The 23,099-nt window shown below is 67.0% G+C and carries 16 protein-coding genes; 9 read left to right on the plus strand and 7 right to left on the minus strand.

Annotated elements, in window-relative coordinates; all coding sequences use genetic code 11:
- Positions 1 to 24: 24 nt before the first annotated feature.
- The 9 genes from tssF to tagF all read left to right on the plus strand — a co-directional run bounded on the left by tssF (position 25) and on the right by tagF (position 15,798).
- Entirely contained in the window at positions 25 to 1,878 is a 1,854-nt protein-coding gene (gene tssF / locus P0D89_RS34180) for a type VI secretion system baseplate subunit TssF (protein WP_408361301.1), read from the plus strand.
- On the plus strand, positions 1,863 to 2,879 hold the full coding sequence (gene tssG / locus P0D89_RS34185) for a type VI secretion system baseplate subunit TssG (RefSeq protein WP_408361302.1): 1,017 nt from the start codon (positions 1,863 to 1,865) through the stop codon (positions 2,877 to 2,879). Before tssF ends, tssG begins: the two co-directional genes overlap by 16 nt.
- A 4-nt stretch (positions 2,880 to 2,883) precedes the next feature.
- The gene (tssH, locus tag P0D89_RS34190) at positions 2,884 to 5,484 is read left to right on the plus strand and encodes a type VI secretion system ATPase TssH (RefSeq protein ID WP_408361303.1); all 2,601 of its coding nucleotides are present in this window, start codon (positions 2,884 to 2,886) and stop codon (positions 5,482 to 5,484) included.
- Complete coding sequence (locus P0D89_RS34195; RefSeq protein ID WP_408361304.1) at positions 5,471 to 7,447, plus strand: type VI secretion system Vgr family protein; 1,977 nt, start codon at positions 5,471 to 5,473, stop codon at positions 7,445 to 7,447. Before tssH ends, P0D89_RS34195 begins: the two co-directional genes overlap by 14 nt.
- A 9-nt stretch (positions 7,448 to 7,456) precedes the next feature.
- Positions 7,457 to 8,983: a type VI secretion system-associated FHA domain protein TagH gene (gene tagH, locus P0D89_RS34200; protein ID WP_408361305.1), complete on the plus strand. Its 1,527-nt coding sequence runs from the start codon at positions 7,457 to 7,459 to the stop codon at positions 8,981 to 8,983.
- A 4-nt stretch (positions 8,984 to 8,987) separates the two neighbouring features.
- Positions 8,988 to 10,322 (plus strand): type VI secretion system baseplate subunit TssK, encoded by a 1,335-nt coding sequence (tssK, locus tag P0D89_RS34205; protein ID WP_408361306.1) that lies wholly within the window; start codon positions 8,988 to 8,990, stop codon positions 10,320 to 10,322.
- A 66-nt stretch (positions 10,323 to 10,388) separates the two neighbouring features.
- Positions 10,389 to 11,720, plus strand: coding sequence for a type VI secretion system protein TssL, long form (tssL, locus tag P0D89_RS34210; RefSeq protein WP_408361307.1), 1,332 nt, complete (start codon positions 10,389 to 10,391; stop codon positions 11,718 to 11,720).
- Positions 11,717 to 15,253, plus strand: a complete 3,537-nt coding sequence (tssM, locus tag P0D89_RS34215) for a type VI secretion system membrane subunit TssM (protein ID WP_408361308.1) — start codon at positions 11,717 to 11,719, stop codon at positions 15,251 to 15,253. The genes tssL and tssM overlap by 4 nt, the downstream gene beginning before the upstream one ends.
- Positions 15,250 to 15,798, plus strand: a complete 549-nt coding sequence (gene tagF, locus P0D89_RS34220; protein WP_408361309.1) for a type VI secretion system-associated protein TagF — start codon at positions 15,250 to 15,252, stop codon at positions 15,796 to 15,798. Before tssM ends, tagF begins: the two co-directional genes overlap by 4 nt.
- Here the strand turns inward: tagF and P0D89_RS34225 are convergent.
- The 7 genes from P0D89_RS34225 to P0D89_RS34255 all read right to left on the minus strand — a co-directional run bounded on the left by P0D89_RS34225 (position 15,795) and on the right by P0D89_RS34255 (position 23,077).
- On the minus strand, positions 15,795 to 17,192 hold the full coding sequence (locus P0D89_RS34225) for a serine/threonine-protein kinase (protein ID WP_408377822.1): 1,398 nt from the start codon (positions 17,190 to 17,192) through the stop codon (positions 15,795 to 15,797). The genes tagF and P0D89_RS34225 overlap by 4 nt on opposite strands.
- Before the next feature lie 4 nt (positions 17,193 to 17,196).
- A complete protein-coding gene (locus P0D89_RS34230) occupies positions 17,197 to 18,087 on the minus strand; it encodes a c-type heme family protein (protein ID WP_408361311.1) in 891 nt (296 codons plus the stop codon).
- Positions 18,088 to 18,118: 31 nt separating this feature from the next.
- Positions 18,119 to 18,961, minus strand: a complete 843-nt coding sequence (locus P0D89_RS34235) for a FecR family protein (RefSeq protein ID WP_408361312.1) — start codon at positions 18,959 to 18,961, stop codon at positions 18,119 to 18,121.
- A gap of 70 nt (positions 18,962 to 19,031) precedes the next feature.
- Positions 19,032 to 20,021 carry an anti-sigma factor family protein gene (locus P0D89_RS34240; protein ID WP_408361313.1) on the minus strand — a complete coding sequence of 330 codons (990 nt, stop codon included), beginning with the start codon at positions 20,019 to 20,021 and terminating at the stop codon, positions 19,032 to 19,034.
- Positions 20,022 to 20,309: 288 nt separating this feature from the next.
- Positions 20,310 to 21,194 carry an anti-sigma factor family protein gene (locus P0D89_RS34245; RefSeq protein WP_408361314.1) on the minus strand — a complete coding sequence of 295 codons (885 nt, stop codon included), beginning with the start codon at positions 21,192 to 21,194 and terminating at the stop codon, positions 20,310 to 20,312.
- Positions 21,191 to 21,736: an RNA polymerase sigma factor gene (locus P0D89_RS34250; RefSeq protein WP_408361315.1), complete on the minus strand. Its 546-nt coding sequence runs from the start codon at positions 21,734 to 21,736 to the stop codon at positions 21,191 to 21,193. The genes P0D89_RS34245 and P0D89_RS34250 overlap by 4 nt, the downstream gene beginning before the upstream one ends.
- A 195-nt stretch (positions 21,737 to 21,931) precedes the next feature.
- Positions 21,932 to 23,077 carry a catalase family peroxidase gene (locus tag P0D89_RS34255; RefSeq protein ID WP_408377826.1) on the minus strand — a complete coding sequence of 382 codons (1,146 nt, stop codon included), beginning with the start codon at positions 23,075 to 23,077 and terminating at the stop codon, positions 21,932 to 21,934.
- Between the last annotated feature and the right edge of the window lie 22 nt (positions 23,078 to 23,099).

Here is a 23,099-nt window from a genome sequence, read left to right on the forward strand (position 1 = left end):
AGCCATACCAGGGAATGCCACGTCATGAACCCAGACCTGATTCAGCACTACAGCGAGGAGCTTCAGCACGTTCGCGAGATGGGGGGCGAGTTCGCGAAGGCGTTCCCGAAGATCGCGAGCCGGCTCGGGCTGGAAGGCTTCGAGTGCGCCGATCCCTACGTGGAGCGGTTGCTGGAAGGCTTCGGCTTTCTCGCCGCGCGCGTGCAGATGAAGATCGCCGCCGAGTTCCCGCGTTTCACGCAGCATCTGGCCGAGTTGGTCTACCCGCATTACCTCGCGCCCACGCCGGCGATGACAGTCGTCGAAATGCGGCCCGACATGACGCATCCCGCTCTCGCGGACGGCGTGGTGATTCCGCGCGGCACGGCGCTGTTCGCGAGGCTCGACGCAGAGCGCTCTACGCGTTGCGAGTTCCGCACCGCGCATGCGCTCACGCTGTCTCCGATCGAGCTGGTCGAGGCACGCCTCTTTACGCACAGCGGCGCGCTGCCCGGCGTCGAGACAAGGCTGCCGCATGGCGTGAAGGCCGGCCTGCGCCTGAAGCTGCGCGCGTTGAACAAGCTGAAAATCCGCGACCTCGCGGTCGATCATCTGCCGATCCATCTGCGCGGCGGCGAAGGTCTGGCCGCGCGGCTGTATGAATTGCTGCTCGGCTCGACGCTCGGCGTGGCGCTGCCCGACGCGGTATTGCCGCCCTCGGCCCTGCGCCCGCTCGGATTCTCCGACGACGAAGCCTTGCTGCCCGTGAGCGAGCAGTCGTTTCCCGGCTATCGCCTGCTACAGGAGTATTTTGCGTTTGCGCAGCGCTTCATGTTCATCGGCATCGACGGGTTGCGCACGCATTTCCAGCGTTGCGAGCGCGATGAAATCGAGTTGATCGTGCTGCTGTCGAAGATCGATCCGGCACTCGAACAGCTCGTCGACGAGACCAGTTTCGCGCTGCATTGCACGCCAGCGATCAACCTGTTCGCGCGGCGCACCGATCGCATTGCGGTCACGGGTGAGGAATTCGAGCACCACGTCGTCGTGGATCGCACGCGCCCGAGGGACTTCGAGGTGTACCGGGTGGAAAGCGTCACCGGCTATCGGTCCGGAGGCGGCGGGCAGATCGAGTTTCAGCCGTTCTATCGGGCGCGGGATCTGGGGGGCGACGAGTCCGGGCACGCCTTCTATCAGGTACGGCGCGAAAAGCGGCTGCTTGCCGCGCAGCAGGGCGAGCGTGGCGGCCGCTCTTCCTATACGGGCAGCGAAACCTATCTCGCGCTGGTCGATACGCACGATGCGCCGTATCCGGCCGAGCTTCACCAGCTGGGCCTGAGCGTGCTGTGCACGAACCGCGACCTGACCCTGACCATGCCGCGCGGACAGAGCGAGACGGACTTCACGCTCGAACTCGAAGCCCCCGTGTCGAGCGTGCGATGCATCGGCGGTCCTAGCCGTCCGCTGCCGACGTATGCGGAAGGACCGGTCGCGTGGCGTTTGTTGAGCCATCTCTCGCTCAACTACGCATCTCTCGTGGACCATGCCGACGGCAGCGGCGCGCGCGCCATGCGCGACCTCCTCGGGCTGTACGCGCCCACCGGCGACAGCGCGGCGGCGCGGCAGATCGACAGCTTGCGCTCCCTCCGCTCGACGCCGGTCACGCGGCGCCTGCCTTCGCGAGGACCGATCGTGTTCGGCCGCGGCCTCGCGATCGAGGTGCTGCTCGACGAGAACGGTTTCGAAGGCGCGGGCGCGTTCCTGTTCGGCGCGGTGCTCGCGCGGTTTTTCACGCAGTACGTGTCGATGAACTCATTCACCGAAACGGTCGTAGCCAGTGCGACGCGCGGTGAGCTGATGCGCTGGGCGCCAGGGAGCGGGCAATGCCGGACGCTCTGACCCTGCTCGAACGCTTCTCGACCGATGCGAACCGCTTCGACTTCTTTCAGGCGGTACGTCTGGTGGAATGTGCGTATCCCGGCTTGCCGCGCGTCGGTTCGTCGCTGCGTCCGCGCGAAGATGCCGTGCGCTTCGGACAGGAACCCGAACTGATCTTCTTCCCGACCACGCTGCGCCATTTCAAGGCCATGGGCGAGACCGCGCCGAAGCTCGTCGTCAATTTCTTCGGTTTGCTCGGACCGAACGGCCCGATGCCCACGCACCTGACCGAGTACGTTCGCGATCGCGCGCGCAATGCCGGCGATCCTACCTTCGCGCGTTTTCTCGACGTCTTTCATCATCGGATGGCGTCGCTGTTCTATCGCGCGTGGGCGGTGGCGCAGCCGGTCGTGAGCCTTGATCGCGACAACGGCGACCGCTTCTCCGCCTATGTCGGCACGGCCTTCGGTCTGGGCGAGCCCGCGCTGCGCAACCGCGACACCGTGCCCGATTTCGCCAAGCTGCACTTCGCGGGACTGCTCGCGGGCGGGACGCGCCATGCGGCGGGATTGCGGCTCGTTCTGGCGCGCTTCTTCGGGCTGCCGGTCGACGTGCTCGAAAACGTCGGCCACTGGATGACTTTGCCCGCGACGTCGACGAGCCGTCTGGGTGCGCGCGACGAAAGCGCACGACTGGGTGTCGGCACCATGCTCGGCGCGCGCGTCTTCGACCGGCAGCACAAGTTTCGCGTGGTGCTCGGGCCGCTCTCCATGCGCGACTATCAGCGCTTCCTTCCGGGCGGCGCGAGCCTCGCGCGCCTCGCCGACTGGGTGCGTCTCTACGTGCGCGATCCGCTCGACTGGGACGTCAATCTCCAGTTGCGGCAGTCCGACGTGCCGCGTCTGTCGCTCGGCCGCCATCAGCGTCTGGGCTACACCACCTGGCTGCATGCTCGCGCGGCGACTTCCGACGCGAGGCAGCTGATGCTCAAACCACCCGCCTCACATCACGCAAAGGACTAGTGCAATGGCAGACATCAGCCGCGCCGTCATGTTCGGCAAACTCGACACGCTCAGCTTTCGCGCGATGGAAAGCGCGACCACGTTCTGCCGGCTTCGCGGCAACCCCTATGTGGAGTTCGTGCACTGGCTGCATCAGCTGTTGCAGTTGCCGGATTCGGACCTGCATCGCGTGATCCGGCATTTCGGCGTCGAGGTCGCCCTGCTCGCGCGCGACCTGACCAATGCGCTCGATCGTCTGCCGCGCGGCTCGACGTCGATCACGGATATCTCGTCGCAACTGGAGGAAGCCGTCGAGCGCGGGTGGGTCTATGGCTCGCTGCTCTTCGACGCGCAGAAGGTCCGCAGTGCGCATGTGCTGATCGGGGCGCTGCAGACGCCTGCATTGCGTAACGCGCTACGCGGCATCTCGCGCGAGTTCGATCGTGTGAAGCTCGATGAACTCGCCGACGATTTCACGAGCGTGCTGCACGGTTCGCCGGAAGCGGCGCTCGAGCCCGTCGTGACGCGCCCGCCGAACACGTCGTCTGTCACGCAGGACGCCTTGCAGCGCTTCACGATCGACCTGACGGAAGAAGCGCGCGCGGGCAAGCTCGACCCGATCGTCGGCCGCGACGACGAGATTCGTCAGGTGATCGACATCCTCATGCGCCGCCGGCAGAACAATCCGCTTCTGGCGGGCGAGGCCGGGGTGGGCAAGACGGCCGTGGTGGAAGGTCTCGCGCATCGCATCGTGGCGGGTGACGTGCCGCCCGCGCTGCGCGATGTGACGCTGCGTACGCTCGATGTCGCGCTGCTCCAGGCCGGCGCGGGCGTGAAGGGCGAGTTCGAAGCGCGCTTGCGCCAGGTGCTGGAGGAAGTGCAGTCGGCCGAGCGGGCGGTGATCCTCTTCATCGACGAAGCCCACACATTGATCGGCGCGGGCGGCGCGGCCGGCACGGGCGACGCCGCGAACCTGCTGAAGCCGGCGCTCGCGCGCGGCAGCGTGCGCACGATCGCGGCGACGACGTGGTCGGAGTATCGGCGGCACATCGAAAAGGACCCGGCGCTCACGCGGCGTTTTCAGGTCGTGCAGGTCCGCGAGCCCGACGAGGCGCGCGCGGTGACGATGATGCGCGGCATCGCGCTCGCGCTGGAGGCGCATCACGGCGTGCAGATTCTCGACGAGGCCGTTGAGGCGGCCGTGCGGCTGTCGCATCGGTATCTTCCCGCGCGGCAGTTGCCCGACAAGTCCGTGAGCCTGCTCGATACGGCATGCGCTCGCGTCGCGGTCAGCCAGCACGCCACGCCGCCGGAGGTGGACGACGCCCGCAAGCGCATCGAGGCGCTGAAGACGGAACTCGAAGTGATCGCGCGCGAGGCTGCAATCGGCATCGACACCACGGCGCGTCACGAGACCGCCTCGGCTGCGCTACAGCGCGAAACGGAGCGCCTCGCCGAACTCGATGCGCGCTGGCGCATCGAGCTGGAGATGGTGAAGGACATCCTTGCACGCCGCGCCCGGCTTCGCGATGGCGCGCCCGATGCCGATCTCGCCGCGCTGCGCGAGCAGCAAGCGCTCCTCGCGCAGCATCAAGGCGACTCGCCGCTGATTCTGCCGGGCGTCGATCGTCACGCGGTGGCGGCGGTCGTTCAGGACTGGACGGGCGTTCCGGTGCTGAACATGCTGAAGAACGAATTGGGGAATGTGTTGCGGCTGAACGAACTGCTCGATGGCCGCATCGTCGGCCAGCAGCATGCGACGCAGATGATCGCCCGGCGGGTGCAGACTTCCCGCGCGGGACTGGACAATCCCGACAAGCCCGTGGGCGTCTTTCTGCTCGCGGGCACGTCCGGCGTCGGCAAGACCGAGACCGCGCTGGCGCTGGCCGAGGTGTTGTATGGCGGCGAGCAGAATCTGATCACGATCAACATGAGCGAGTATCAGGAGGCGCACACGGTTTCGTTGTTGAAGGGCGCGCCGCCCGGCTACGTCGGCTTCGGCGAAGGCGGCGTGCTGACCGAAGCCGTGCGCCGCCGCCCGCACAGCGTCGTGCTGCTCGATGAAGTCGAGAAGGCGCATCCCGACGTCCACGAACTGTTCTTTCAGGTCTTCGACAAAGGCCGGATGGACGACAGCGAAGGCCGCTCCATCGACTTTCGCAACACGCTGATCCTGTTGACCACCAACGCGGGCACCGACTGCATCGCCGAGCTGTGCCGCGATCCGCTCGATTGGCCGCCGATGGAAGTCATCGAACAGGAGCTGCACGCGCAATTGCTGCACACGTTTCCGCCCGCCTTGCTCGGGCGCATGGTGACGATCCCGTATTACCCGCTCTCCGACGACATGCTGCGCGCGATCATCCGCCTGCAACTCGGGCGCGTGGCCGAACGGGTGACGCGCACGCATCAGGTGCCGTTCACCTACGACGAAGCCGTCGTTGCACAGATTGCGTTGCGTTGCACGCGCCTCGAAAGCGGCGGCCGCATGATCGACGCGATTCTGACCAACAGCGTGCTGCCGCGCATCAGCACGGAGTTCCTGGCGCGCGTGATCGACGGCAGGACGCTCGCGCGCGTGCACGTGGGCGTCGAGGAAGAGGAGTTCACCTATGTCTTCGACTAGCACGCGCCATGTGCGCATGCAGTGTGCGCCGCTCGGCGACGACGCCGTCTTTCTGCGGATGTCCGCGAGCGAAGCCCTGGGCCGCCTAAGCCGCTTCGAGCTCGCGTTCCTCAGCACACGCAACGATATCGATCCGGGCGCGGTGCTGGGGGAGAACCTGTCCGTCACGCTCGACTATCCCGCCGGCGGCGAACGCCAGTTCAACGGCATCGTGACGACGCTGCGTCTGATCGCGCCAGGCGACACCACCCGCAACCGCATGGCGCGCTACGACGCCGTCGTGCATCCGCGGCTTTGGCTGCTCACGCAGGCATCGCACAGACGGTTCTTCCATGAGCGCACGGTCCCGCAAATCGTCGCGCAGGTGCTGGAGTCGTTCGACATCGACTTTCGCAATGCGTGCACGGCGAACTATGCGGCGCTCGAGCATTGCGCGCAGTACCGCGAAACCGATTTCGACTTCGTCAGCCGGCTCATGGAGCGCGAAGGCATCCACTATTTCTTCGAGCATGTGGGTGGTAAGCACACGCTCGTGCTCACGGATTCGAGCGCCGAGCATCGCCCGATTGCACACTACGAGTCGATTCCGTTTCAGGCCTGGGATACCCCGGAGCAGGATGAAGAATGCGTGTACCGCTGGATGTCGGGTGCGACGCTTCAGACCGGCCGCTACGAAGTGAACGATTACGACTTCGAGAAGGCCTCGGTCAGCAACAGCGAAGGGTTGGTCGCGCGCGCGACGCGCAGTGCGCCCTTCGATCCGCCGCGCTATCTGATGCAGGAGCATCTGACGGGGCACGTCAAGGCGGCCGATGGAGAGCGGCTTGCCCGCGTCAACGTCGAGGTTCACCAGGCGCAGAACGACGCTATCGAAGGGCGCTCCACGTCGCGCGGCATCGCGGCGGGTGGACTCTTCCGGCTGCGGGATCATCCGGGCAGCGCGCAGAACCGCCAGTATCTCGTGATCGAGAATCGCGCCGAGATCGTTTCGGACGCGTATGTGTCGACGAGCGATTCCACACTGCCGATCTTCGATTGCAGCTTCCGCGCGATTCGCAGCGACAACACGTTCCGCTCCCCGATGACCACGCCGGTTCCGCGCGTGGCGGGACTGCAGACGGCCGTCGTGATCGGTGCGCCGGGCGAAGAGATCCTCACGGATCAGTACGGTCGTGTGAAGGTGCAGTTTCACTGGGAGCAGCTCGCGCAGCCGGACGGCGCGAACCCGCTCGACCGGTGCTGGGTGCGCGTCGCGCAAAGCTGGGCCAACCGGCGCTGGGGCGCGATGTTCCTGCCGCGCGTCGGGCAAGAGGTGCTGGTCGAGTTCATCGAGGGCGATCCGGACCGACCGCTCATCACGGGCGCGGTCTACAACTCGACGAACATGCCGCCGTACGAGCTTCCCGCCGAAAGCGCGGTATCGACGTTCAAGAGCCAGTCCACCAAGGGCGGAAACGGCTACAACGAGGTGCGCTTGGACGACCGCAAGGGCGACGAACAGTTGTTCTTCCACGCCGAACGCGATCATGAGACCTGGGTCCGGCACGACGCGTTGATGAACGTATCCGGCCAGCGCCACGTGCGCATCGGCGGCGACGAATTCCGCGAGACGCGCGGCACGCGCAACGACGCAGTGCGCGGCAGTAGCAGGTTCAGCGTGCTCGGCAGCGTGTCGGCCGCGACCATGACCACGCACAACCAGTTCGTCGGCGAAGCCTATGCGCTCGACGCGGGCATGGCGGTGCAGATCAAGGCGGGCGCGGCGGTCGAGATCGAGTCGAGCGCGACCATCGCGTTGCGGGCGGGGGCGTCGTACATACTCATCGGTCCCGAAACGATCGAGATGTCGAGCTTGCCGATTCCGCTCGGCCCCGGCGTTCCCCCTGTGCCGCTCACGACGCCGCCGCCGGCGCCCACGCCGCCGCGCGACGCTGACGACGGCACGCGCAAGGTCCGCAAATAGGAGAGCCCGATGACACTGACATTGACGGTGCAAAGCGGCGAGGGCGCGTCGCCGAACACTATCGAGATCGAAGGCGAGAGCGCCACGATCGGCCGCGCGCCGGATTGCACGATGGTCCTGAACGACGCGCAACGCGGCATCTCGCGCATCCAGGCGCGCATCGAGAGGCGTGAGAACGCGTACGTGCTCGTCGATGCGGGCAGCAATCCGACGCTGCTCAACGATCGCGTGCTGGACGGCACGCACGAGGCGCAGCTGAAGGAGGGCGACCGGTTGAGGATCGGCGTGTACACGCTTGTCGTGTCGGCATGCTTCGAGCCGGGCGGCGGCTTTGCGGTCGACGAAACCCTCATGACGCGGCCGTCACCCGACGCGCGGCCGTCCGCGAGTTCGCGGAGCATGCCCGGCACACCGGAGTTCGAAGCGCCGCCGCCCGTCCCCCTGATTCCCGATGACTGGAACGGACCGCACGATACGGCGCCGTCGGATGGAGCGAACGCCTTTTTTCTGCCGGACCCGCTGGCCGCGACACCGCTCCTGCGCGAGCCCGGACACTTCCGCGGCGACGCCGATCAGGCACTGATCGACGCGCTCAGTCCCGCTGATCCGCTGCGCGAACTCGGCGCGCGCGCAGCGGGCAAGCCCGCGCCGTTGTCGCGCAGCTTCGAGCATGTGTCGCCCGAACAGGCTGTGTCGGCGATGCCCGCGGTGCCCATAGTGCGCGCGGTGCCCGCAGTGCCGAAGTCGTCTTCGCCCCCGCGGGATCACGATATGCCCGGCCTGCCTTTGCCGGATCCTGAACTCATGTCGATACCATCGCGCCCGGCGGTTCACGAAGCGCGCGAGCGCCGCGAACCGAACGCGGCCCCGCACGCCGCGCCGCGCGCCGATCACGCCGCGCCGCACGCCGATCACGCCCATCACGCCGCGCCGCACGCCGATCACGCCGCGCTGCTCGATGCGCTGATCGAGGGCCTCGCGATCGAACCCGACGCCGTGAGCCACGTCGAGCCGGCGGACCTTGCGCGTCTCGCCGGCGCGATGCTGCGCGAAGCGACGCAAGGCGCCATGGCGGCTTTGCGCTCGCGCGCCATGACCAAGCGCGAGACGCGCATGGCGATGACGATGATCGAAGAGCGCGACAACAATCCGCTCAAGTTTTTCCCCGATCCCGATCGGGCGCTCGCGCAAATGCTCGGCGCGCGCGACAGCGGTTATCTGCCGCCCCAGGAGGCCATGCGTGCGGCGTTCCGCGATATCCAGGCGCACGAACTCGCGATGGTCGCGGGCATGCGCGCGGCGCTCGCCCACGCGATGGAGCGCGTCGATCCGAAGGCCATCGAGCGTTCGCTCGATCCGCCGGGCCGTCTCGAAGCACTCCTCGGCAATCGCCGCGCGCGCTTGTGGCAGCGCTTCGTCGAGACATGGGAGCACGTGGCGCGCGACGCGGGCGACGATCTCCAGCGCAGCTTCGGCGAACCGTTCGGCCGTGCCTATCAGGCGCAGCTCGACGCACTGCAATCCTCAAAGAACTGACGCCATGTACTGGAACAACAAGGTTATCTGGTCGGAGGGCATGTTCCTTCAGCCGCAGCATCTGCAGCAGCACGACCGGCACATCGAGACGCAGCTCGAAGGCCGCGCGGGCGGCCTGCGCGCGTATGGCTGGGGCTTCACGAAACTCGCTATCGACGAAGCGCTGCTGAAGCTCGGCAAGCTCGCGCTGCACTCGGCAGCGGGCGTGTTGCCCGACGGCACGCCGTTCAACCTGCCTGCCGACGGCGAGCTGCCCATGCCGCTCGATATTCCGGAAGGCACGTCGAACCAGCTGGTCGTGCTGGCGTTGCCGGTGCGTCGGCCGGGTGCGCCGGAGTCCGGCGGTCCCGACAGCGTGGAGAATCTCGCCCGCTACGGCGCCGACGATTTCGAGGTCCACGACAGCAACGACCCGGATGCGCTCGCCACGCTATTGCAGATCGGCAAGCTGCGCCTGCGTCTCGCGCTCGAACCGGACGTGGCGCACGCACACGCGTATGCGGGTGTCGCGCGCGTGACCGAACGCCTGAGCGACTCGCGCATCCTGCTCGACGGCGACTATTGCCCGCCGTGCCTCGACTATCGCGTCGCCGACGGGCTCGCGCGTTTCGCGGTGGAGCTGAACGGTCTCCTGCAGCAACGCGGCGAAGCGCTCGCAGGCAGGCTTGCGCAGCCCGACGGCGCGGGCATGGCGGAGATCTCGGACTTCCTGCTGCTGCAGATCGTCAATCGCGCGCAGCCGCTCATCGCGCATTTCGGCGCGATGAGTGGCCTGCATCCCGAAACGCTGTATCAGGCGAGCGTGGCGCTCGCCGGCGAACTCGCGACCTTCAGTCAGCGCGAGCGGCGGCCGCCTTCGTTTCCGGCGTACCGTCACGAGCGCCTGAAGGAGACCTTCGCGCCGGTGATCGACGCCTTGCGACTGGCGTTGAGCCGCGTGGCGGACCCGCAGGTCGTGTCGATCCCGCTCGAGGAGCGCAGATATGGCTTGCGCGTGGCGCAGGTCGCGGACCGGTCGCTCTTCACGAGCGCGACGTTCGTACTCGCCGTACGCGCGCAGGTGCCCACCGAGACGCTGCTCTCGGCGTTCGGCAGCCAGGTGAAGATCGGCAGCATCGAGAAGATCCGCGATCTCGTCAACCTGCAGTTGCCCGGCATTGGGCTGCGCGCGCTGCCAGTGGCCCCGCGGCAATTGCCGTTTCACGCGGGCTACACCTATTTCGAGCTCGACGACAAGAGTGATGCCTGGGCTTCGCTCGGCTCGTCGGCCGGCATGGCGCTGCACGTGGCGGGCGAATTCCCCGGGCTCGCGATGGAATGCTGGGCCATTCGCCGCTGACCGTGCCGGCGACGGCCACGCCCATGACGCCACGCCGTCCGAAGGCGGCGCAACAAGGACTCTGCCATGACCAACGACACCGATCCGACGCTTGACGACGCGGATTATCTCGACGCCGCGCGCACCATCAGAATGCCGACGCCGGGCCGCGGGCGCGAGTCCAGAAAAGCGGATGCGGGGCCGCAGGGAAGGCCGGGCGCGCTCACGCCACTCGATGTCTCTGTCGCCGGGCGCAATCCGCTGCTGCGGGCGGCCAATCCGCTCCTTGAACTCGCGCTGCCGCTGCGGCGGCTCACGACTCATCCGGACCTCGACGCATTGCGCACGCAGCTGATCCAGATGATGCGCCGCTTCGAAGCCGACGGCCGTTCGTTCGGCGTGCCCGATGCGCAACTCGGCCCCGCGCGCTATTGCCTGTGCACGTTCATCGACGAAGCGATCGCGGCGACGCCGTGGGGCGCGGGCGTGTGGGGCCGGCGCAGCCTGCTCGTGACGTTTCATAACGAAGCGTCGGGTGGCGAACGGCTCTTCGTGATCCTGCAGCGCCTCGTGCAGACGCCGGCGGTCGACATCGACCTGCTCGAGTTGATCTATGTGATGCTCGCGCTCGGCTTCGACGGACGCTACCGGCTGATCGACGGCGGCAAGACGCAGCTCGACGTGATCCGCGAACGTCTCGAGCAGGTGATTCGCACGCAGCGCGGCACCATCGAACGCGCGCTCTCGCCGCACTGGCAGCCCGCGGCGCGCGAGCGCAAGCGGCTGCTGCAGTTCGTGCCGCTGTGGGTCGCGTTGGCGCTCGCCGGGCTCGTTCTGATGGCGACGAGCCTCCTGCTCGGCATTCGCATCAACGACTTCTCCGACCCGGTCTTCGCCTCGATGCGCGCGATTCGCGTCGCGCCCGCGCCGGTGCTGGCGGCGAAGACGAGCGCCGCGCCCAGGCTCGCGGCGGCGCTCGCCGGCTTCCTTGCGCCGGAGATCGCGCAAGGCCTTGTGTCGGTCGGCGAGTCCGCCGACCGGACCACCGTGACGATCAATAACTCCGCCGAAGGCACGCAGCTCTTTGCATCGGGCAGCGCGGAGCTCGACGCGCACTTCGCGCCGTTGATGCAGCGCATCGCGCAGGCCTTGCAGGACAAGCCCGGCAACGTCGTCGTGATTGGGCATACGGACAACCAACGCATCGTGTCGGCGCGCTTCCCGTCCAACGTTGCGCTGTCACAGGCGCGCGCGGATACGGTGCGGGCCATCATCGCCGCGAAGCTCGACACGCCTGCGCGCGTCACCGCCGAAGGCCGCGGCGACACCGAGCCGGTTGCATCGAACGACAGCCCGGCCGGACGCGCGAGGAACCGGCGCGTGACCATCGACATTCTTTCCCCAGGAGCGGCGCCATGAAGTGGTTGAGCGGATTGAAGAGACCGGTCGTCGTATCGCTTGCCGGACTGTCGGCGCTGTCGGCGCTCGTGTGGTTCGAAGGTCCACTATTCGCATTCGACGGCCACGCGCCGCTTGAAAGCGAGTCCCGCCGCTGGATGGCCGTCGCGCTCATCTTCGCGTGCTGGGCGCTCTGGTGGGGGGCGCGCTTCGTGAAGACGCGCATCGCGAGCTCGAACTTCGTGCGCAGCCTCGTCGCCGATGCGCTCGATCCGGCGAATCGCGAGCCGAGTCCGGCGCGCAAGGCCGCGGCCGCCGACCTGGCGGTTTTGCGCACGCGCTTCGAGGAGGCCATGAAAACACTGCGACAGGTGCGCGGCCCATCGGAAGGCAAAGGCCAGACGCGCGGCGTTTTTTCATGGCTGAACCTGCGCCGTCGGACGCTCTACGATCTGCCCTGGTACATGTTCGTCGGCGCGCCGGGCGCGGGCAAGACGACCGCGCTCGTGCACTCGGGCCTGCGCTTTCCGCTCGCGGACCGGCTCGGCACGCAGGCGATCGGCGGCGTCGGCGGCACGCGCCACTGCGATTGGTGGTTCGCCGACGACGCCGTGCTCCTCGACACCGCGGGCCGCTTCACGACGCAGGACAGTCACGAGGAAGCCGATCGCGGCGCATGGCTCGGCTTTCTCGCCTTGCTGCGCAAGTACCGCCCGCGCCGTCCGCTGAACGGCGTGATGGCCGTCGTGTCGGCGTCCGATCTGTTGCAGCAGTCCGACCGGGCGCGCGCCGCGCATGCCGCGTCCGTGCGCGAACGCCTCGCCGAATTGAACCGGCAACTGGGCGTGCAATTGCCGGTTTATGTCGTCGTCACGAAAAGCGACCTGCTCGCCGGCTTCTCCGAATTCTTCGACGATCTCGGCCGCGACGAGCGCGAGCAGGTCTGGGGTGTGACATTCCCGCTCGCGGATCGTGACGACGCCGCGCAGGGCGACTCCCCGCTGCAGCGCTTTCCCGATGAATTCCGTTTGCTGCACCGGCAGTTGCAGGATCGCGTGCTGCAGCGCATGCAGCAGGAGACCGACGTTCGCCGGCGCGCGCTGATCTACGCCTTCCCGCAGCAGTTCGCGGGCATCGAAGGGGCGTTGCAGCGCTTCCTCGACGATGCGTTCGGCGAGTCGCGTTTCGCTCGCGCCGCGATGCTTCGCGGCGTCTACTTCACGAGCGGGACGCAGACCGGCAGGCCGCTCGACCGGATGATGAGCGCGATGGCGGCATCGCTCGGACTTCAGCACGAGGTGCTGCTGACGGATTCGTCGAGCGGGCGCGCTTACTTCGTCAAGCGTCTGCTGCGCGACGTGATCTTCGAAGAGGCGGGCATTGCGGGCAGCAATCCGCGCGTGGAGCGCCGCCGCGCGCGTTTCCAGCAGGTGGCGATCGGTGTGATCGGCGTGTTGCTGGCGGCGGGGCTGATCGGCCTTTTCGCGAGCGACCGGGCGAACCGCCGCTTCGTCGAAGAAAGCCGCCAGCAGATCGCCGCGCTAACCCAGCGCGCGCAGCAGACGACGGCCGGCGACAATCCGCTCGCGGTGTTGCCGCTGCTCGACGCCGCGCGCGATCTGCCCGGCGGCGAGGCCGAGCGCGCGGCGGACCGTGACCCGTGGTGGGCGAAGCTCGGCCTCGACCAGCGGCAGAAGCTCGGGCTGGAAGCGCAGCGCGTGTATCAGCGCCTGTTGCGCCAGACGCTGCTGCCGATCGTCGTGCAGCGCATGGAAGAGCAACTGCGTCGCGGCGACGCCGACAGCGCGGCCACCCAATACGAGGCGCTGCGGGCGTATCTGATGCTCGGCGATCCGGCGCATTTCGATCCTGCCGCGCTGCGCGTCTGGGCGCTGCGCGCCTGGCAGCGCGGCGCGCTTCAGAAGGCGACGGACGCGCAGCGCGCCAGCATCGACCGGCATCTGGAAGCCTTGTTCCGCCGCGGGCAATTCGATTCGACCCTGCCGCTCGACCAGAACCTGATCGCGCAGGCGCGGGCCACGCTGAATCGCGTGCCGCTCGCGCAGCGTCTCGATGGCCGCATCGAGCAACAACTCGCGCAGCTTCGCCTGCCGGACTTCTCGATCGCGAAAGCCGCCGGACCGAGCGGCCTGCTGGTGTTCGTGAGGAAGAGCGGAGCGCCGCTCACGCAAGGAGTCGACGGGGCTTACACGCGCGCGGGCTTCGACGCGTTCGTGCGTTTGCGCGAGGCCGCGCTCGCCGACTTGTCGAAGGACGACTGGGTGCTCGGCCGTGCCCAGGCGCGTCCCGATCCCGCCGGCACGGATGCGCTGCGCGCCGCACTGACCCGGCTCTATAGCGAGGAGACGATTCGCCAATGGGATGGCCTGCTCGCCGATGTGGGCGTGGTGCCGTTTTCCGCGCCGGATCAGGGCGCGCGCGTCGCGAATTTGCTGGGATCGCCGGCCTCGCCGTTGCGCGGGCTGATTCAGGGCGCTGCGCGCGAGACGACGTTCACCCCGGCGCCCGCGCCGCCGGGCAAGCTGGATGCGCTCAAGCAGAACATCGGCAAGACGCTGGCGACGGGAGCGGAGCAAGCGCCGGCGCCCACGCTCGTCGACACGCATTTTCAGCCGCTGCACGAGCTGGCCGGTCCGCCGCTCGATGAAGCCATCAGCGCTTTCAAGGATGCGGCCGCCACGCTGCAGGCCGATGACACCGCGCGCAAGCAGTCGTTACCGCTGCCCGCGACCGGCCCGCTCGATCGCCTGAAACTGCTTGCGCAGAACGCGCCCGCGCCGCTCGCGGCAGTGTTGCAAGGCGTGGCCGGCAATGCCGACACCGTCCAGCTTCAGAGCCAGCGCGCGCAACTACGTGCGCTCTGGGCGGCGAGCGTGGCGCCCGCGTGCAGGCAGGCGCTCGACGGGCGCTTTCCGCTCGTGAGGACGTCGACGCGCGACGCCGCGCCGGACGACTTCGCGCGCATCCTGGCGCCGGGCGGCCTCATCGACGACTTCTTCCAGAAGAATCTGCAAAATCGCGTGGATACCTCCGGCGCGGTGTGGAAATGGCGGCCGGAAGCAACCTCGCTCGGCATTCCGGACGATGTTCCCGTGCAATTCCAGAACGCGGCAATGCTGCGCGATGCATTGTTCCGCGACGGCGGCCGGGATGTCTCGGTGCGCTTCACGGTGAAGGTCGCGTCGGTCGATCCGTCGCTCAAGCGTTTCGTGCTCGATATCGACGGTCAGCAGCTCATCGCGACGAGCGATGCGCCGAACGCCACCGCCGCGTTCCAGTGGCCGAGCGGAAAAGGCACGGCGCAGGCGCATGTCGAACTCGAACCGGCGCAATCCACGCCGCCGCGCGCGGACGGGCCGTGGGCGCTGTTTCATCTCTTCAATGCCGCGCGCGTCCAGCAGTCCGGTCAAGCCGATCACTTCAACGTGTCCTTCGATGGGGGCCGCGTGTCGCTCGCGCTCGTCGCGAACAGCGTGAACAATCCGTTTCGCGCGGGCGTGCTGGACCGCTTCCGTTGCCCTGCGTCGCTATGAAACCTGACGATCGGACTGGCGCGGGTTTCTACGGCAAAGTCCGCACGCACGGTGATTTCGTCGGACGGGGCTTGTCGGCCGAGTTCGTCGCGCAATGGGATGCATGGCTGCAGCGCGGCCTCGTTGCCGCGCGCGAGCGCTATGGCGACGACTGGCTGAACCGCTATCTCGCCATGCCCGTGTGGCGCTTCGCGGCGCGGCGCGGCGCGATCGCCGAAGACGCGCACACCGGCGTGCTGCTGCCGGGCATTGATGCGGTCGGACGTTACTTCCCATTCGCGATCGCGCGGCCGGTCGACGGCGACGCGTGCGTGCCCGCTTCGTCGTGGCATGCCGATGCCGCGGCACTGGCGCTATCCACCCTGAAGCCGGCCTTTTCGCTCACGGAATTCGAGGTCTCGTTGACGACATTGCGGGTGCAGTCATTCGGCACCGCGTCGCAAGCGGCGGACAGCGAATGGTGGACCGAGGCGGGCGGGGTCGTGCATCGGCATGACGGGCCACTCGATGCCGCTTTGTTCCTGCACCTGCTCGATGCCGATTAGTCGGGTTCGGTGTCCCACTCGCGGCGCAGTGCGTCGCGGTCTTTCTGCTGCGGCACCGCGTCGAGCAGACGCGCATGGAACGTCTGCAGATCGGGGGCGCTCGCGGCCGCGCGGCGCGCGATGACGCGCGCGATGGGGCCCAGGTAAGTCGTGAGCCGGCGCGTGGCGTCGCTCACCTGCTCGACGCTGATCTTTTGCGCCGGCAACGCGCGCGAAGAGCTGGTCTCCAGTTGCGACAAAAGCGAATCGAAGTCGCGGCGCGCGGTGTCGTCGGGAAGGTAGGCGGTGAGCCGCTCGCGCAGCGCGTTGACGTCCGTGGCGCTCGCTGACGCACGCCGCAACAGCAAGGTCGCCACCGGGCCGACGTGACTGGCTAGCCGCTCCTCCAGTTGCGCGATCAATTCGGGCGGCCAGTTTCTCGATACGCTCGATGTGCTCGATGTGCTCGATGTGCTCGATGCGCTTGTGGCGGGCGCCGCGTCCAGCGTGGCGGCGGGACTCGGAAAGGCGAGCATGGTGCGCTCGGCATCCTCGTTGTCGGCAGCCAGTTCGGCAAGCAGCTTGTCGCGCCACTCGCGCGCGGAAGGGAAGCGGTCTTGCGGCCGCTTCGACAACGCCTTCATCAGCATGGCGTCGATATAGCCGGGTACCTCGGGCGCAAGGGCGCTTGGCGCAGGCGGCGTATCGTTGAGGATCTTTTGCATGACCACGCTCGGCGTTCCAGTGAACGGGCACACGCAGGTCAGCATCTCGTACAGGACGACGGCGGCCGAGAAGAGGTCGGCGCGCGCGTCGACGGCGTCGCCGGTAAATTGCTCCGGGGACATATAGCTCGGCGTGCCGAGCATCGTGCCCGAGTGCGTCAGATACGACGTGTCGAGATGCGCAATGCCGAAGTCCGCGATCTTGCATTCGCCGCGCTGCGCGATGAGCAGATTGGCGGGCTTGATGTCGCGATGAACGATCCCCGCGCCGTGCGCGTAGTCGAGCGCATCGAGAAGTTGTACGAACCATCGCAGCGCACGCGATGCACCCATGCGCGAGCCGGCGCGCACGTGCTGCGCGAGACGCGCCGCCAGGCTTTCGCCGCGCACGTATTCCATCGTGATGAAAGCGGTGTCGCCGGCTTCGCCGTAGTCGTACACCGCCACGATGTTCGGATGAACGAGCCGGCCCGCCGCCCGCGCTTCATTCCGGAAACGGGCGGTGAGATCTTGCGTGGATTCGTCCGGTGGTTCGCCCGGCATCGGCTCGCGCCGGATGGTCTTCAGCGCCACCTGTCGCTCGATATGCGGATCGAAGGCCAGATACACGACGCCCATCGCGCCGCGTCCGAGTATCCGTTCGATGACGTAGCGGCCAAGCCGGGTGGGGAAGTCGGCCGGGGAGGGCATGGCCCTAGGCCCCTTCTTCGTCGAGGATTCTGAACGCCTCGACGAGACTCGTCTGCATGCGTCCGAACGAGACGGCGAGCGATGCGATCTCGTCCGATCCGCTCGTCGGCAACGGCGTCGCGCCGAGCTTACCGAGGCTCATTTCATCGGCGGCGCGTGACAGCGCCTGGATCGGCCGCGTGATCAGCAGATGCATCATCACGTTCATCACGATCAGTACGACCGCGAACACGCCACCAAGCGACAGCATGAACGTGCGCCAGATCGCACGGCCGCGCTCGATCGGCTGCGCCATCGGAACCGACACGAACTCCGCGCCGATCACTTCGTTCATCGGCCAGCCGAAGCCGTTCGCGCTGCCGTACTTGTCGAGCATGGTGGCGGGCGCCGCGCTCGGGGTGCTGTGACATTGCATGCAGGCGGAATCGGTGATGCGGCTCGGGCGCGCGAGAAACAGCGTGCGGCCGCCGGGCGAGTCGCGTTGGCCAGTCAGTTCCTTGAGTTCGGGGCGGTCATGCAACTGGCGGATGACATCGGTTTCCCAGTCGGTGGGCCGGTCGCGCGGATTGGTTGGATTGACCATCGTCGACCTGTACGAGAAATTCGGGAAATCCTTCAACTGTCTGAGCATTTCTATCGCCGAGAAGGCAGGTATTGATTCCGGCACGAACCGATATTTGATTTGCGTCGCGAGAAGCGGCGTGATGTGCGCGGCCGTATAGTTCTGCATCGATGCCGCCGCGCTGATGAGCACGTTGGCGTCGTGAACGGTCTCTTCGAGGGCCTGCTTTTGCAACAGGCGATCCGACACGATGCCGGCCGCGACGAGCCCGATCGAAAAGATGATCAGAAACACGAGATTGAATTTGACGCTGAGCGAGAGCTTGAGTTTCATGGCGCGTTTCTGGCGAGTTTGGCGCGACGTTTCATTGATAACGAACCTTGCTGCTGGCGGCACGCGTGGGCGGATAAAGGTAGGCGCGCCAGTCGGGCAGCGCGTCCAGATGGCGCTCGACCGATCCGCGGAACGCAGTGTCGGCGAGCCGGGTGTGGAAGCGCGCGGCAAAGCGCTTGCGCGCGGGCAGTGCGCTCGTGAGCCAAGGCGCGACGTCGTCGTAGGCGGCTGGGCGTAGTGGCTTCAAGGCGGCGCTGGACGATGCGGCGGGGACGACGAGCGGCTCCAACGCATCGCGAAACGCGACCGGCATCGCTGCAAGGAATGCGCTCGATGGCCGCCGCAGAACACGGGCGGGTGCATTGTCGGAGATTTCGGCGAGGCTTCCGGCGTCGATCGTCACGGGCGGTTTTAGGGCGAGCGTTTGCACGCCGCTTTCGCTGAACGCGGCAATACCGTTTGCATCATCGGACGTGGCGACGATTACCGCGGCGTTCGCGCTCAGGCGGATGGCGCCGCGCTCTGTGTCCACGGCCCGCTGTGGGCACGACGCAGCCCCGCACGCATGAGCGATCTTCATCCAGCCATGCAGCAAGGCGATGCGCGGCTCGGCCTGCAGCATCAAGCGTGATTGCGCACCGAGCGCGACGAGCGTGCCGTCGTCATCCTGCATCTGGACGACGCCTTGTCGCGGCGACAGAATCAGATCGTCAGCGTGCAACGACTCGCCCGGGCCGAGCGCGAACACGTTGGTCGCGCGCACCACCGTGACGGGAGAATCGGCGCTGGCGAGCGTCCAGCCTGCGCGCGCGGGCGAGGACAGCGCGGCCAGCAGGACGATACCCAGGGTCCATGCCCACAGTCGATAAACCATGTGCTTTGCTCGAAGGTTGACGATGCCGGCCAAACGCCGGTCTCTTCAACACAACAGCGAAGCGCCCGAATTATTCCGTGGCTCGCAGAACCGGCGTCTCCGCGGCGGCAAGCGAAATTGGCGCGGGCAAGGAACCGAAGAGCGGCGCGGCGCGCCGGGCGGAAATGCTGTCGCCCAGCGCATTCAGATCAATGCCCTCGGGCGAGCCGATCAGCGCGTAGCCGAGTTCGGACTGACGCCAGGTGACGACCGTCATCGATGCAACATGGTGTGTCGCGAGGCTAGCGTCGGGCCTGGGCTCCTTCATCACGCACAATGCGACGGGCGCCCCCCGTTCGGGCAGATAGACGATCTGAACGAGCGGCTTGTCGTTGAAACGCAGGCGCTGCACGCGCTTGAACGTGAGGCCGAAGGCGCTGAGGTCCGGAATACGAACTGCGAGCCCGTCGTCGTCGCGAATCTGCGCGGCGGTTTTCGCCGTCAAGACGGGATCGGCTGCGACGTTCGCGAGCGTGTCGCGTGAATAGAGTCGCTGATAACTGGCGGCGGCGGCGACCCAAGGCGACACGCCTGTTCCCACCGACGCCACCGATGCGCCTGCCGTCGACGCGGGCCCCACGCCGCTGCCGAGGCGCAGCACGAGCCCGCAGGCGAACCCACCCGCGACGAACGCGACGGCGAGCCACGCGGGCGCGATGCGCAAACGCGAGCGGAGCGTCGCCGATGCCGCGGCGCCGGCAGGATGCGGCACGACGGCATCGTTGGCGCTCGCATCGTACCCGGCCGGCGTGGCCGCGCGTTGCCGGCCCGGCGGCTCATACCGCGCGAGATCTTGCGCCGCGCGCGCCATGTCGCCGACCCACGCCCTCAGGCTTTCAGGCATCGGCGGCAAAGCCTGTTGCGCGAACGCTTGCGCGTAGGGCAGGGACGACGCCCTGAGCCTCGCGACGCGTCGCGAGGCGTCGGCCGAGCCGCTCAGCGCGTGCTCGACGGCTTCGCGCTCGCGGGTGGGCAGTGTGCCGTCCACATAGGCCAGCAATTCGATGTCGTCCGGGTTCATAAGGCCTGTCTTCGCTCTTCGCGGAATGGGACGCCTCGCCCAAACCTGCATGACGCCATAAGGGCTAATGACATAACACCTGTGGCTCGGCATTATTCCAACGGGCCCTCGAATCAGGTTCGAGCCCGCGTGAGCGCGTTCGACATTGAGCGGCGTGGTGTTGGCCTGCGTTTTGGCGGCGCCTGAGTATTTCGTCTAACGCGCGCCTCGTCACAGTAAAGGCTTACTGATTGGCCGTGCCACGATCCGAGGCGCCGCTGTCGCGCGGCGCGCCCGGGCATGCCGTCATCAGGACGTGGCGCGGGCGATCGGCGAGGCCTCGCTGAAAAGCGGAGCCATTTCGAGGTTGGAGATACGCTTGCCGAGCGCGGCGAGATCTACGTCGCCCGATTGCCCGATGAGCGCATAGGTCAGCTCTGCTTGCCGCCACGTCGCGACGTCCATTGCATCCACCGTCTTCGTCGCGACCGGCCGGTCCGGCTTCGCGTCTTTCATCACGCACAGCGCAATGGGCGGCCCATTTTGCGGCAGATAGACGATCTGCACGAGCGGCTTGTTGTTAAAGCGCAGGCGTTGCACCGATTTGAACGTCAGCCCGGCGCTCGTCAGGTCCGGAACGCGCAGGGCGAGCCGGTCTTCGCTGCGGATATCCCTGACGATCTGCGCGGCGGCCGCCGGATCTTGCCGCATGTACGCGACCGTGTCGCGCGTGTACAGCTTCTGATAACTGACCGCGGCCGCCACCCACGGCGACACCTCGGCGCTGGCGGCCATCTGCGCACCGCCGCTTGCAAGCGGGCCGAGCCGCACGAACAGGCCACAGGCGAAAGCGCCAGCCACGCAGGCTGCGGCGAGCCAGACCGGCATGCTGCGCAGGCGCGAGCGCACGGGTTCGGAGGGCGCTTTTTCGCCGGGAGGCAGGGCCGAGTCGTTCGATTCCCGCGCGCGATGCGCGCGAACCATCTCGTCGACCTTGAGCTTCAGCGAATCGGGCACCGGTGGGAGATTCTGTTGCGCGAAAGCGTGCTGGAAATCGAGTCGCGAAGCGCGCAACAGCGCGACCTTTGCCCTTGCTTCGGCGGACTCGCGCAGTCGCGCTTCGACCGCGCTGCGATCCTCGGGCGACAGGGCGCCATCCACGTAAGCGAGAAGTTCAGCGTCGTCAGCCATCATGCGATTGAATCCTTTTGTGTCTTCGAGGGCCGGGCTTTCGGCGTCTCGCCGCCAAGCAGCGCGCCGACCGCCTGGCGGGCGCGCGACAGGCGGCTCATGACCGTGCCGATGGGCACTTCGAGCACTTCGGCGGCTTGCTGATAGCTCAGCCCTTCCACGGCGACGAGCAGCATCACGACGCGCTGCGCCTCCGGCAAGCGTTCGACAGCGTCGATGATCTGCGTGTGCATCAATTGGGTTTCCGGACCCTTGTCGACGGGGTCGGGAAGATTTTCGAGGAAGTCGTCATCCCAATCGAAGCTGGACCGCCTGCGTACGCTGCGGGCGCGCAGCTCGTTGATCCAGGTCGAATGGACAATCGAGAACATCCAGCTCAACGCAGCCGTGCCGGGCTGAAGCTGATGAGCGCGTTCGAGCCCGCGCAGGCAGGCGCGTTGCACGAGATCCTCGGCGTCATGCTGGTCTCCGGACAGACGAAGCGCGAACGCCCACAAGCGCGGCAGCATTTCGGGAAGCATGCTTGGTAAATCTGCACCGTTCATTGAACGAATATCTCCGATGTTCCCCGAGACGTGTTCGCAAGCACTGCAAACACGTCGACCTCGCACAAAAAATTGAATTAGCGTTCGCTACCGTTTTTTTCGCTACGAAGTTCGAACGGTATAGTTTAACTTGAGACCGAACAACGTGTGAAAGCTGACTTTACTGCGTCGGAGGAGATCTCGATGCCGCCCTTTCTAGCGGCGATGCGTGCCGGCTTCCGCCTCTTCGCGCGTTCGCCGGTTGAACGAAACCGCGTAGGCCGCCGAGCGCGCGGCGAGCAGCGGATCGTCCGAGGGCGCGATGCCGTAGGGGAGGATCAGCGGATCGAAATTGATGTCCCGGCAGGCTCCGTCGATCTGGCTCTGCGCGCGCTCGATCACGATCGTGCCGGCGTCGACCCGATGCAATTCGCGCTCGGGCGGCCATGCGCGCGTCGCGTCGTCGACCGGGTCTGCCGGGCCTGCCGGCGTCAACATGAGGTGCCAGGAAACGGGGCCAGTCTGCAAGCGAAGCTCAAGATCGTGCGCGAGAAAGTCGGGGTCGCGCGCCGGGTTTGTGCGCTCGTTCGACGGCGCATAGGGGGTGTCGGGAACGACACTCCAGCGGACGAAGCGCGCGTTGCCATTGGCATCGATGAAACGGAACGCGTCGATGCCGAAGTAACTCGCGTTATAGAAAGCCGAGGAAGGCGGATGGCTATCGATCCACTGGCGAAAGGCCGTTGTTTCGGGGTGCCTGGCAAGGAACGCGCCCAGTTTCGCGGGATCCGGCCGGCCGGTTCGCGCATCCGGGCGCAGAGCCGCCAGTTGCTCGTAAAGCGCCTGTGGCGTGGAGACCTGGAAAATCGGCGCGGAGTTCATTGCGGTGCGCCACTGTTCTCCGTTGCGCAGCGAGAAGAGCAGTGCGAAGCTGCGCACCGACGTCTCGGTGTCGTTCTGGGCGGGATCGCCGCCCGGCGCGGAGAGGCGACCGATCACGGGCGTGCGGCCGCGCTCGAACACGCTCGCGCGCGAAAGCGCGGCGCCGCTTCCGTTGCTGTCGAAATAGCCACTGACGCAGACGCCCTTGGCATGATTGCGGCGGAAGCCGGCGTGCCTGCCCATGCTCTCTTCGAATGCGTCGATCATCCGGGCGGGCGTCAGCGGGGGCTCGCTGCCCGGCCAATGAATCCAGCCCGCGACCCACCCGAACGCTCCTGCGAGAACCACAGGGACGATCACGATGAGGGCGTATCGGAGGACAAGCGACGACGGCCGGGGTGGGGACATGATGCAGCGTGAAAGCGAAACGCGCCAATCCGAAAAGCTAAGGAGTATAGAGCAGGGTGCGTTTCGATGCATGGCCGCGCAATGGAATCTATTC

This window comes from Paraburkholderia sp. RL18-085-BIA-A (genome assembly GCF_046027075.1).
Lineage (GTDB): Bacteria > Pseudomonadota > Gammaproteobacteria > Burkholderiales > Burkholderiaceae > Paraburkholderia.